The organism is Deltaproteobacteria bacterium (assembly GCA_030654105.1).
GTDB lineage: Bacteria > Desulfobacterota > SM23-61 > SM23-61 > SM23-61 > JAHJQK01.
In genome coordinates this window covers 1-12,309 of the sequence record JAURYC010000043.1, presented here as the reverse complement: position 1 = coordinate 12,309, position 12,309 = coordinate 1, and the positions used below count along the sequence as shown (strand labels likewise).

Annotated in this window: 11 protein-coding genes, 1 tRNA gene and 1 pseudogene; 12 read left to right on the top strand and 1 reads right to left on the bottom strand. The window is 49.6% G+C overall.

Features of this window, described 5'->3' with window-relative positions; all coding sequences use genetic code 11:
- From Q7V48_01830 to Q7V48_01805, 6 genes are all read left to right on the top strand, one after another.
- The coding region (locus Q7V48_01830) for a hypothetical protein (protein ID MDO9209478.1) at nucleotides 1–295 on the top strand (295 nt) is incomplete at its 5' end.
- A 105-nt stretch (nucleotides 296–400) separates the two neighbouring features.
- Nucleotides 401–1,270 (top strand): branched-chain amino acid ABC transporter permease, encoded by an 870-nt coding sequence (locus Q7V48_01825; GenBank protein MDO9209477.1) that lies wholly within the window; start codon nucleotides 401–403, stop codon nucleotides 1,268–1,270.
- Nucleotides 1,271–1,272: 2 nt separating this feature from the next.
- Nucleotides 1,273–2,313 (top strand): branched-chain amino acid ABC transporter permease, encoded by a 1,041-nt coding sequence (locus tag Q7V48_01820; GenBank protein MDO9209476.1) that lies wholly within the window; start codon nucleotides 1,273–1,275, stop codon nucleotides 2,311–2,313.
- A 138-nt stretch (nucleotides 2,314–2,451) separates the two neighbouring features.
- Nucleotides 2,452–4,161: an AMP-binding protein gene (locus Q7V48_01815; protein MDO9209475.1), complete on the top strand. Its 1,710-nt coding sequence runs from the start codon at nucleotides 2,452–2,454 to the stop codon at nucleotides 4,159–4,161.
- Nucleotide 4,162: 1 nt separating this feature from the next.
- Nucleotides 4,163–4,930: an ABC transporter ATP-binding protein gene (locus tag Q7V48_01810; GenBank protein MDO9209474.1), complete on the top strand. Its 768-nt coding sequence runs from the start codon at nucleotides 4,163–4,165 to the stop codon at nucleotides 4,928–4,930.
- A 2-nt stretch (nucleotides 4,931–4,932) separates the two neighbouring features.
- Entirely contained in the window at nucleotides 4,933–5,682 is a 750-nt protein-coding gene (locus Q7V48_01805) for an ABC transporter ATP-binding protein (protein MDO9209473.1), read from the top strand.
- Nucleotides 5,683–5,824: 142 nt separating this feature from the next.
- Here Q7V48_01805 and rhuM read toward each other — a convergent pair.
- Nucleotides 5,825–6,229: pseudogene (gene rhuM / locus Q7V48_01800) on the bottom strand (RhuM family protein).
- Nucleotides 6,230–6,317: 88 nt separating this feature from the next.
- On the opposite strand from rhuM, the gene Q7V48_01795 reads away from it, so the two are divergent.
- The 6 genes from Q7V48_01795 (at nucleotide 6,318) to Q7V48_01770 (ending at nucleotide 12,123) form a co-directional block, all read left to right on the top strand.
- A complete protein-coding gene (locus Q7V48_01795; protein ID MDO9209472.1) occupies nucleotides 6,318–6,461 on the top strand; it encodes a DUF5618 family protein in 144 nt (47 codons plus the stop codon).
- On the top strand, nucleotides 6,436–6,693 hold the full coding sequence (locus Q7V48_01790) for a DUF5618 family protein (GenBank protein MDO9209471.1): 258 nt from the start codon (nucleotides 6,436–6,438) through the stop codon (nucleotides 6,691–6,693). The genes Q7V48_01795 and Q7V48_01790 overlap by 26 nt, the downstream gene beginning before the upstream one ends.
- 347 nt (nucleotides 6,694–7,040) lie before the next feature.
- A tRNA-Asn gene (locus Q7V48_01785) sits at nucleotides 7,041–7,116 on the top strand.
- A gap of 65 nt (nucleotides 7,117–7,181) precedes the next feature.
- Nucleotides 7,182–7,475, top strand: coding sequence for a GIY-YIG nuclease family protein (locus tag Q7V48_01780; protein ID MDO9209470.1), 294 nt, complete (start codon nucleotides 7,182–7,184; stop codon nucleotides 7,473–7,475).
- A 336-nt stretch (nucleotides 7,476–7,811) separates the two neighbouring features.
- Nucleotides 7,812–10,298, top strand: coding sequence for a DEAD/DEAH box helicase family protein (locus Q7V48_01775; GenBank protein MDO9209469.1), 2,487 nt, complete (start codon nucleotides 7,812–7,814; stop codon nucleotides 10,296–10,298).
- Nucleotides 10,299–10,365: 67 nt separating this feature from the next.
- Nucleotides 10,366–12,123 (top strand): hypothetical protein, encoded by a 1,758-nt coding sequence (locus Q7V48_01770; GenBank protein MDO9209468.1) that lies wholly within the window; start codon nucleotides 10,366–10,368, stop codon nucleotides 12,121–12,123.
- Nucleotides 12,124–12,309 lie beyond the last annotated feature (186 nt).

Here is a 12,309-nt window from a genome sequence, read left to right as displayed (position 1 = left end):
CCAATCTTCAAAACTGGGGGTGGGCGAGGCAATAGAGGAGGCCGGGACGATTGATACGGAAAAGTTGATTCCCGTGATTGAAAAGGCCGAGCGTATAGTGGTCTCAGCCCCCAAGTCAAAATTTGACAAAGACCACGATCTGGTCTTTGGACCGGGTTATGCAACCGGCATCACCTTTCAATGGCAGGATGGTAAAATGAGGGCTTGGTGGCCGAACGGTTGGGAAGGGGTCACCTACAAGGGCATGGTCCCCTATAAGATACCACCCTGGATGATCAAAAAATATAAAAAATAGTCTACCTTTGTACGATCCCCGCCCCTACTCACCGCGCCAAGAGGGGCGGGGCATTGGTCATGAGAATCGAAATCATCTGAACGGGAACCGAGCGGGTGAGGTTATATGATTCTGGATATAATCATAAGCAGTCTGATCAACGGGAGCGTATACGCCCTTCTGGCTATCGGGTTTTCACTGATATTCGGCGTGGCCCGTATTGTTAACATCGCCCACACCGCCTTTTACATGCTGGCCGCCTATTTTATCTATTACGGCACTCATAAATTAGGCGTTAATCCAGCTTTGTGTATGCTGGTGGCCATAATACCGGTGACTTTGATCGGACTCATCTCCTACAAACTGTTCATAGACCCTATACGCGAGCATGAGGCGGCGGTGCTGATCGCTACCATAGCCCTGGCCATGGCCATGCAGGAAATCATGCTCCTCATCTTCACCGGAGACTTTCTGGGCGTGCCGTCTCTGGTTGAGGGATACCGGATGGTTTTCGGGGTGAAGATCGCCTATCAACAATTGCTGACCGTTGCCATGGCTCTGTTGGTGTTGGCCGTGGTCTGGGCCTTGTTATTGAAAACCAGGCTTGGTCTGGCTATTCGCTCTACGGCTCAGGATCGGGAAGTGGCCAACCTAATGGGTATGAATGAGAGCCGGGTGGCCATGATTACCATGGGTGTCTCCGTCGGGCTGGCCGCCTTTACGGGCGCCGTGATTGCTCCCCTGGCTATCGTTAATCCCTTTATGTGGATGCACCCCCTGATCATGATGATGGCTGTCGTAGTCCTGGGCGGACTGGGCAGTATCAAGGGGAGTTTTGTCGGGGCCTATATCCTGGGATTTGCCGAGGCGTTGGTGGTCTTTTTGCTACCCATGGGTTCTTACCTCAAGGGTTCTGTGGCCCTGTCCATTATGATCCTGGTGCTGTTGATTAGGCCGGAAGGGCTTTTTGGCATTGCTTTTGAGGAAGAGAGATAGACATGGGGCTACTGGGTTTCTATCTGAGAAAGCTTTATACCGTTTTTAAGGGGGAGGTACTCGTCCTCCCCAGCCGGGTGGTTGTTCTTCTTTTCTTTTTCGTTCTCCTCTTCTTGCCCTTGGTTACTCAGGATCCTTACCTGCTGCGTATCCTGATTTTGACCAGCATTTTCGCCATTTTCGCGGCCAGCTGGGATCTCCTGTCCGGTTTTACCGGCCAGATGAATTTCGGACACGCCCTCTTCTTTGGCGTGGCTGCATACACTGCCGCTCTTTTGAATCTGCACGCTCACCTACCTCCCTGGGGCAGTATCCCTCTGGGTGCACTGGCTGCGGTTTTAGCCGGTCTGGTTATCGGCATTCCCTGCCTCAGGCTCAAAGGGACTTACTTAGCCCTGACTACCTTAGCCTTCCCAATTATCCTGATGGGCATTGTCTTCGCCATCCCTCAGTTCACGGGAGGTGAGTTGGGAATCTCCGGCCTGGATCGTCTTTCCGGGTCCCGCATCACTGATTACTATATTACGGTAGTGACCATGCTGGCCCTGGGCACAATCATGTGGAAGATAACCCACTCGAATACCGGCCTTATTTTCCACGCCATTAGGGAAGATGAGTTGGCCGTGAGGACTGCGGGCATCAATACTACCCGTTATAAGCTTCTGGCCTTTTGCCTCAGTGGTTTTTTTGCCGGGATATCCGGGGGGCTCTACGCCCATTTTATGAGGATAGCCGGCCCCGCCAACCTGGAAGTCACCATGTCCTTCACTGTTGTAATTTGGGCAATATTCGGCGGGGTAGTCACTATATATGGGCCCATCGGAGCCGTCTTTATCCTCTTTCCCTTGCTGGAGTTTTTCCGCTTTTGGCCCGAGATTCGCATGCTGATGTTCGCGCTTGTCATCCTGTTAATCCTTCTCTACATGCCGAACGGCCTTCTCCCCTGGGTACGCGACAAGATCGAAACGGAGTGTCCCAGGTGCAAAATCAGAAACGTGGCCACCCGAAAGACCTGCCGCATTTGTACAGCGCAGTTAGATTAGAAAGGAAGAAATGATACTGGATCCGGGATACAGCATTTTCGATAAAGATTCAAAAAGGGGCTAAACGTCCGGTGTCGAGGATCGGGGTTCCCGCATTTGATACCGGCTGAGCATCAAAAACCGCGATGAGGGGAAGATATGGATCCTAAAGAGCTCTACCTGTCCAAACCCTGGCTGAAATATTACCCGAAGGGCGTTCCCAGTGAGGTGGATGTTCCCGAGATATCCGTACCTGAGCTATTTGACCAGAGGGCGGATAAATACGCGAGCAAGACCGCATTGATTTTTTACGGAAATAAGATCAGCTACAAGAAACTTAAGGAGTTGATCGACCGGTTCGCCACTGCCCTGGCTGATCTTGGAGTGATCAAAGGCCAAACGGTGGCCTTGTATCTCTTGAATTGCCCGCAGTATGTTATCGCCTATTTTGCGGCACTTAAAGTAGGGGCCAAGGTCACTCCCATCAGCCCGGTTTATACCAGCAAGGAAGTTAAGCATCAGCTTGAGGACAGTGAGGCCGAGACGATCATCTGCCAGGATATCCTCTATGATAACGTTGAGAAGACCGGCATTTCCCTCAAGAATGTGATTCTGACCAATATCGCGGAGTACCTCCCTCTGCTCAAAAAGCAGCTGGGTAAGAGTGCCCTGGGAAAGGTCTATGGGGAAATGCACGTACCAACTCCCAAGTATATTGACGAGGCCGGCCTTCTTAAGTTTCAGACCCTGATCAAGAAATATCCACCTCGACCTCCCAAAATCGAGATTCAGCCCAGGGAAGATATCGCAGCCCTGCCCTATACCGGAGGAACTACCGGACTCCCTAAGGCGGCCATCTTGACTCATCATAATATAGTCTCACTTCAGGCCCAGACCGTTTCCTTCTGGCCCATATTTGAGGAGGGTAAGGAAGTCGTCATAGCCTTCTTGCCCTTCTTTCACATTTATGGGCAGGTTGTGGTGATGCTCAATGGCCTGGTTCAGGGCGCCACCCTTGTTCTTTTCACCACCCCGGATATCGATGATATCCTTTCGGCCATGGAGCGTTACCAGGCCTCCGGCTTCTATGGTGTCCCTACCCTGTTTGAATACCTCAAGGATTATGAAAAGACGGATCGCGTCAACTGGAAGCGACTCAAATTGATCGCCTGCGGCGCGGACACCCTTCATGAATCCACGATTAAAGACTGGGAGAGGCGAACCGGGACCAAGATATTAGAAGGTTACGGCATGACCGAGACTACTGCCGTCAGTCATAGCACCCCATATGATAGACCCAAGAGCGGTTCCTTCGGGGTGCCCATCCCTGGAGTCACCGCCGCGGTTGTGGATGCCGATGGTACGGAATTCAAAGGGATAGACGAGGTGGGCGAATTGATCCTTCACGGCCCCAACATGATGCAGGGTTATTGGAAGAGACCTGAGGAGACAAAGGATTCTATTATAGACATTGACGGAAAAAAGTGGCTTAGAACCGGGGATCTGGTCAGAATGGATGAAGAAGGGTATTTTCACTTTTTTGATCGTAAACGGGACCTGATTAAATATAAGGGTTATTCGGTCTTTGCCCGGCACGTGGAAGAGGTGCTCTATAGACATCCACAGATTAAGGCTGCCGGAGTGGTTGGTGTACCGGATCCCAAAGTGGGCCAGTTGATAAAAGCCTATGTGGTGTTACAGAGCGATGCCAGGGGTAAGATCTCCGAAGAAGAAATTATGGAATTCTGTCGAGAAAATCTGGCGCACTACAAGGTCCCCAAGATCATCGAATTCCGTGGAGAGCTTCCCAAGACAGACGTGGGCAAGGTCTCCCGCCGGGAGCTGAGAGAAGAGGCCGAGGAAACCTGATATGAACCAACCCTTCTTAGAACTGGATGGTCTCATTAAGGACTTCGGGGGACTCCGAGCTGTTAATGACGTGAGCTTCTCTATGAACCGGAACGAAATGGTGGGTCTGATCGGCCCTAATGGTGCCGGCAAGACCACCCTGGTGCGGCTGATAACCAGCATTTTGAAACCTGATGCAGGGAGTATCCGCTTTAAGGGCAAGAACATTGTCGGGGTTAAGACCTGGGATATCATAAACTTGGGAATAGCCTGCACCTTCCAGAACATGAGGCCCTTCCGCCGTCTCCCCATTATTGCCAATGTCATGGTATCGTGCCTGAGCCCCCGGGCCATGAAAAGGGGTGAATGGGTCAAGAGAGTCGAGGCCAAGGCTATGGATGCCCTGGAGTTTGCAGGCATCTCCGATATGTCCCTGGAAAAGGCTTCCACCCTTTCCCAAGGTGATCTCAAGCGGCTGGAGGTCGCCAGGGCCGTGGCCACAGAGCCGGAACTGCTTCTCCTGGATGAACCCTTCGGGGGGCTGAGTCCTGCCGAGACCGATCTTATGGGCAAATCCATCCACCGACTTCACAAAGGCGGCCGTTTCGGTCGCTTGCACAGCGAAGGACCTGCCATGATTATCATCGAACACAAGCTTCAGCAGTTAATGAAGATTGTGGATCGAATCATCGTACTCAATTATGGGGAAGTTATCGCTGATGGCACCCCGGAAGAGGTGGTGAATAATAAAGAAGTTATCGAGTCTTACCTGGGCGAAGGAGGAGTCTAACCTTGCTGCTGCAAGTAACCAATTTGACGGTCTGCTATGACAGGGCCATGATCATCAACGACCTGAGCATGAGCGTTGAGAAGGAGGAGTTGGTGAGCCTGGTTGGGCCCAACGGGGCCGGCAAATCTACATTGCTCAGGGCCATTACCGGGCTGGTTGCCTGGGAAAGGGAGATCACCCGTCGGTCAACGGGTGGAGACGTAACCATCAAGGGTATGGTGACCTTTGACGGGGAGAGAATAGATCAAATACCTGCTTACGAGATTGTTAAAAGAGGCTTGATTCATTGTCCCGAAAGGAGAAGACCGTTTCGTGAAATGACGGTTATCGACAATCTGTATGCCGGTGCTTATCTCCTGATAGAGAAAAAAGAAATACAAGATAACCTTGAGAAAGTCTATCAGTTATTCCCTGTGCTTAATAAGCGATCCAACCAGATCTCCGGAACCCTCTCCGGTGGGGAGCAGCAGATGCTTGCCCTCGGAAGGGCATTGATGTCTCGGCCAAAACTGATGTGCATTGATGAGCCCTCCACCGGGCTGGCCCCCATTCTGCGGAGACATGTCTTTGAAAAGATCGGTGAGATCCGGAATCTTGGAATCACCCTTCTCCTTGTTGAGCAGGAAGTCAGCACGGTCTTTAAGATGGCCTCCCGTAACTACGTCCTTTCCTCGGGCAAGATCATCGCCGAAGGCACTGGCGAGCAATTGCTTCAAAACGAGGTCCTCCGTAAAACCTACCTTGGGCTCTAACTGGTATTTTGAAGGGGCTGTAATTCATTACTTGTCAGGGATTGAAGCGGGACAAATAATCCTTAATCAGGAAGCTTAAAGAGCTTGAGGGGAAAAATTAAATCGTTGGCGGTCCCCCTGCATTATTGATTCAAGCCAATCTCTCGGCCGAGGATCGGATATCCCGGATGCGGGCCAGAAGTTCATCAAAATAGTTTCCGCCGCCAGCCTGCTTGAGACGTTCATCGTCGAGGGTGAAGCCCTTGATGATGTATTCCCGCAATCGCTGGGTGGCCCAGATGCGGAACTGCGTGCCGCGGTGCGATTTGACCCGGTAGCCCACTGAAATGATAACATCGAGGTTGTAATGATCCATTTCCCGAGTGACCTGACGGGATCCTTCTTTTTGAACTATTCGGAATTTCCGAATAGTTGGCGCCGCCTGTAGCTCACCTTCTTTGTAGATATCCCGGATATGCTCGTTCACTGTCGGGACCGTTATCTGGAATAAATCAGCCATCAACTTTTGACTCAGCCACGCGGTTTCGTCCTGGAATCTGACCTCAATGCGGGTTCGGCCATCCTCTAAATTGGCTTGACGAAATCGTCACAATACTTTTAGAATAAATTGTGCCGTAAATTGAAGGAGTCTTGAGATGAAGGAAGCGTTAAGATATTTAGAAAATGCCAAAGCGATATTGAAAACTATCCCTGTAGAGGATAACACCTATACCGATGTTAAACCTGTTCCGGAGGCTTGCGGAACCGCATATCTTGCCATCCCTGAAAGCTATCGATGAGTATTTACTCCGAAAAGGATTTGATGAAAAAGAGCTCCCCGAATCTGTGGATGGATACAGGGAAGCGCTGAGAAAGCATCTGATGGTTCACAACGGCAAGCTCTTTAAAGAGTTCGAAAAACTTTATAAGTTATTGCATATTGCAGGTTACTATCGAGGGCTTTTAGAGGACGTGATTGTGGTTAAAGATGCCCTCAAGGCTGCAAAGATTTTTGTAGAGAAGATTAAATAACGATTTTGCAGAATTGACATCCGGCCTAATTTGTGTTAGAAAATTTACATTCCTTTGATATTTTCGATAAAGTTTTTTTTATACTCCCCGATAGCTCAACCCCGCCTTGGCGGGGGTGGCTGTTAATCCCGCCTGAGGCGGGATTCGAGTCCCGGCGGGCAAGGGGCGTAAGCGATTGTAGGGGCGGAGGGTGGATTTCACGGTTAAAGAATGAGCTTTGAGCTGAATAGGAATGATGAAAGAAATTGCTCCTCGATAGCTTAACCGGCAGAGTCCGCCTGAGGCGGATTAACCACTGGATTGCCGGTAGATTAAGGGAGTTTTGATAAGATAAAATATTCCCCTGCTCCCCGATAGCTCAACCGGCAGAGCGGGTGGCTGTTAACCACTAGGTTGTAGGTTCGAGTCCTACTCGGGGAGCCATCCAAAGACAAAAGGCTTGGTCTTCTGCGGATCAAGCCTTTTTTATGCTTAGGCGGTTGATGCCAATGCCTTTCTGGGTGTATGTCCTCCAGAGTGAATCGACTGGAAAGATTTATATCGGTCATACCTCCGACCTGGAAAGAAGATTTAGAGAGCACAATGACAGCTCACTGGGCAGGCATAGATACACCAGAAAGCAAATAGGACCATGGCACTTGGTTTATTCGGAAGAGTATTCATCAAGAGTTGAAGCCACGAAAAGAGAAAAGGCCTTGAAGTCGGGGCAAGGACGCCGATGGATCTATGAACGGATTCTTTCTGTAAAGCTCAACCGGCAGAGTCCGCCTCAAGCGGATTAACCACTAGGTTGTCCGCCTGAGGCGGACTCGGGGAGCCATAAACAAGCTTAATAATTTCAAGGTGTTACCAGCCAATATTATTGACCTTTACGAACACCTTGAACATTAAGGTTTTAAGGCGAACCGGTAATCATTACAGCTAGTTCGCCTTTTTTTCTATTGGGTGTTGCTGTCAAAGCAGTGGTTAATACCCGGTAGCAAGGGCGGGGGGTAAGCCTGCGCAGAAATAAATCGCCACGTTGTCGCCAGTTGGTTCACTGGAGAGGATGTTTTGGAGGATGAAACTAAGCGTGAGCAAATTTTAAACTTCTTCGTATTTGATAAAGTGGTGGTTAGATGATTGATGCCGAGGACCTTCAAAACCAACTCCAAAAAGCATTAAGAGAATGTGCTTCGTTGAGGGAGGAAAATGAACGGTTAAAGAAGCTACTCGGGTTACATCCTGAAGTTCGCACTCCAACACCCAAACCAATTATATCGGAACCATCCACGCCATATACCCTTACGGCACCCCAGGTTACTAATAACTCTTCAATAGAAACCCAAATTGCTCTTTTTCGGTCCTTGTTCCGTGGGCGTGAAGACGTTTATCCAATCAGATGGGAAGGGGAAAAAGGAAATTCTGGTTATTCTCCTGCTTGTGCAAACGAATGGAACCGTACCTTTTGTGGCAAACCCATGGTGAAATGTGCCGACTGTGAAAATCGCGAGCTCAAGCCCGTCACAGATGAAGTGATTCTTGGCCATCTGCTTGGAAAACATACGATTGGGGTTTACCCACTCTTGCCGGATGAAACCTGCTGGTTCTTGGTTGTTGATTTTGATAAAAAAGCCTGGCAAGAGGATGCGGCTGTATTTCTTAAAACCTGTGGGGAGATGGGGGTTCCTGCAGCGCTGGAACGGTCGAGATCAGGAAATGGAGGTCACATCTGGATGTTCTTCGACCGTCCGGTTCAGGCTTCCCTGGCGCGGAAATTTGGTTGTTCCATCTTGACACGTTCCATGGAACGACGCCATCAAATCGGCTTGGATTCTTATGATCGTTTCTTTCCAACTCAGGATACGATGCCCAAGGGTGGGTTCGGGAATCTCATCGCCCTTCCCTTACAACGACTCCCCAGAGAGAAAGACAATAGTGTCTTTCTAAATCGGGAGTTCGAAGCCTATCCAGTCCAGTGGCTATTTCTTTCCACAATTGAAAGAATCCAGTCGGAGAAAGTGGACACCATAGTCCAGGAGGCTTCACGAAATGGAACCGTCCTTGGCGTCCGCTTAAGCTTGGCCGATGAAGGGATCGAAGAGGATCCATGGACATTGCCGCCCTCAAAGAAAAGAAAGGAAAAAACCATTCAGGGACCGTTCCCCCAAACTGTCCGAATAGTTCAGGGTAACCTGATCTATATTGAAAAAAATGGGTTACCTCCTGCTATGTTAAACCGTCTGATTCGTCTATCTGCTTTTCAGAACCCGGAGTTCTACAAGGCTCAGGCCATGCGCTTGTCGACCTTCGGTAAACCCCGGATCATTGGTTGTGCGGAGGATTTCCCATCCTATGTGGGCCTCCCCCGGGGTTGCCTCGATGATGCACTGGCGTTGTTCAAAACACACAATATCAAGCCAGAACTGGCTGACGAGCGTTTTGGGGGCATTTCGATAAACATGATTTTTAAGGGGGAACTTCGCCCCTTGCAACAAGAAGCTGCTCAGCTATTTTTGGCTCACGACAACGGTATCCTGTCAGCCCCAACCGCTTTTGGTAAGACCGTGATAGCGGCATGGCTTATCGCCAAAAGAAAAGTTAACACGCTGGTGTTGGTCCACCGCAGGCAACTCATGGACCAGTGGCGTGACCGGTTAGCATTATTCTTGGGTATGCCGGTGGAAGACATTGGTCAGGTGAGTGGGGGCAAAAAGAGAGTTACCGATTCTATCGACATCAGCCTCATCCAGAGCCTCAATCGTAAGGGGGTGGTCAAAGACATGGTGGCCGGATATGGTCAAGTCATTGTTGATGAATGCCACCACATCCCTGCCTTTACCTTTGAACAGGTTCTCAAACAGGTGAAAGCTAAGTACGTTGTGGGCCTCACTGCAACTCCTATCCGCAAGGACGGCCATCATCCTATAATCTTAATGCAGTGTGGTCCTATCCGCTTTAGGGAAAGTGCCAAGAAGCAGGCAGCCGCGAGACCCTTTGAGCATGTGGTCATAACAAGGTATACCAATTTTAAAATGGCTCCAGAATCAGCCGAAGTGAAAATTCAGGATATCTACGCTGCCCTTGTACTTGACAAGCATCGTAATGAATTGATCTTCAATGATCTCCTGAGAGCTTTGGAAATGGGACGCTCCCCCCTCCTTCTAACGGAACGGGTTGAACACTTAGAGCAATTTGCGGAACGGCTCAAGGATTCCGCCCAGAATGTCATCGTTCTTAGGGGCGGGATGGGCAGTAAACAACGTAAGGCACTGGCTGATCAAATTAAAGCCGTTCCAGATTCAAAGGAACGAGTGATCATATCTACAGGACGGTATATTGGAGAAGGGTTTGATGATGCCAGACTGGATACCCTCTTTTTAGCCATGCCTATTTCTTGGCGCGGTACGCTCCAGCAGTACGTGGGGCGTCTCCATCGGCTTCACGATAACAAACGAGTGGTGCAAGTTTACGATTATGTCGACCTTCACGTCCCAACGCTAATGCGGATGTATAAAAAACGCCTTAAGGGCTATGAGGCCATTGGCTATTCGATGCAAAATGGCCCTGAGAACTCAAGGCAGCAGACTAACGAATACGAGTATCTCCAAGTTGAGGAAGTGTGAAAAAAAGGGCGCTGAACTTGCTTGATATACCATGGGTGTCATTTAAGTAAGGTATTAAAGAGAGATTATGTCAAACCTCACCTTGAAAGAATTCATCTCGGAATTGAACGCCCGTCTTGAAAAGTTTAGTCACGACGAATTGAAAGAGATCATTCGGGGTCATGCCATGAATCTCCCGCCACGGGAACGGAGGGGATACCTTGATCGCTTTGTCCGTCCTGAAAAGCCAAAAGGCACTATAAAATCGACTAAGCCGACGATGACAGATGGCGAATTCCTGCTGCGGGAGATCGAGGCCTTTGGACAACGGGCTGAAAATTATGAATACACCACCGGATGGGGATGGGATGATGACTATGGGGAAGAAAGGGCCTGGGGAGATGACTCCTGGGTTGAAGAAATCGGTTCGCTTTTTGAAAGGATAAATGATTTTTACGAAGCTGGTGATTATGCCCTTGCCAAGAAGGCTTATGAGAAGTTGTTTGAAATTTATTTGGCAGGCAACGAAGAAGGTAGATTTTCGGGGCATGACCAGGATGAGATGGTGGGGACGGATCTCGAAGAAGCGGGCCTGAAATATCTGCGCAGCATTTATCTGTCAGAGAAACCTTCATCCCGGCCTGAAGCGTTACTTAGAGGTATAAACACTCTTTCTTATCTATCCCAAAACACGACGATCCATGGCGTGATCCATGCGTCGATGGAAGATCTTCCCGAACTGGATCAATTCGGAAAACATTGGATAGAATATCTGAATAAACAGAAAGAGAATCGTATCGTAACGAACCTGGTGAAAGAAGCGGTGCGTCTGTTCGAAGGCGTCAAGGGCCTGGAAGCCCTGGCCTTGGAGAAAGGGCATCAGTTTCCGGGGGCTTTTGTGGAATGGCTGGAGGCCCTGAAAAACGATAAAAATTATCGTGCGATGATTCGCGTTGCCAGGCTCGGGCTGGAAAAGTTATCTGATCGTCTGGTGATCAGGGCCAGGATTGCCGATTATCTCCATGAGGCAGCCAACCAACTGGACCAAAAGGATCTGATTGAAGAGAGCCTCAAAGAAGCCGTGTATGCTTCTCCATCCCTTTCTCGCCTTTTGAACCTTCTGGACCACGCGAAGAACGCTCAACAGAAAGTGGAGTACGTGAACGGCACCCTTGCTCGCCTTGAGAAAATTAGGAAACGAACAGAAAAAAAAGGCCCCCTTGAGACGGATTTCAATCGGTCTCCGGATCTTCACGAAAATCATGTCCCGGAGAGTTTGGAAGTGTACTCTTACCTTCTCAAGGGCGACTATGCGAAAGCGGCTTCATTCATGTCGCCGTCCAAGTCCCTGGGGTGGAGTTCAGGAAATTCTCCCAATGCCATCCTTGTTCCCTTCTTCCTTTATGCCGGGTGGGACCACGAAAAAAAGTTGACCACCAACATCGCTGACCTTTGGAAAGATGCCACAGACGTCCCCATCCCCTTCGGTACTTTTTCCCAAGAGGATTCAGCCCGTGGAGATCTGGGAAAACGCTTTCGCGATCATCTGGAGAAGGCTTTGAAAGAGTTTCCAATCCCCGGGAAGGAGCAGGAAGAATATTTTCTTGCCGCCGAGAAAGCAGCCTTCAAAAGAGTGGACGCCATTGTGAGCGAAAAACACCGGAAGAGTTATTGGAAAGCAGCGCAATTATTATTGGCTACCGCAGAAATTTATTGGAGCAAAGTCCAAGCGGATCAGGGGCAAAAGCTGATCCATCGTTTCAAGGAAAAGTACAATCGCCATTACGCTTTTAGAACAGAATTACAGAAGGCAGCCAAAAAATCAAACCTCTTTTCGGTCTTGTAGGAGATTCTTAACGCCCTCAGGTGGCTCCAGGCTTGGTGAAGCCAATCCCCGGGTTCGCCCGGTTCGATCTCCTTAGGCAGCACAGACCTCCTTCCCTTCCTGTAATCTTGTCCGGTAGATCAATCCGATTTTGTCCTTATGCTTTTGAAGGTTATTCGCGGAAGAAACTTGCTTTTCACCCCCTCC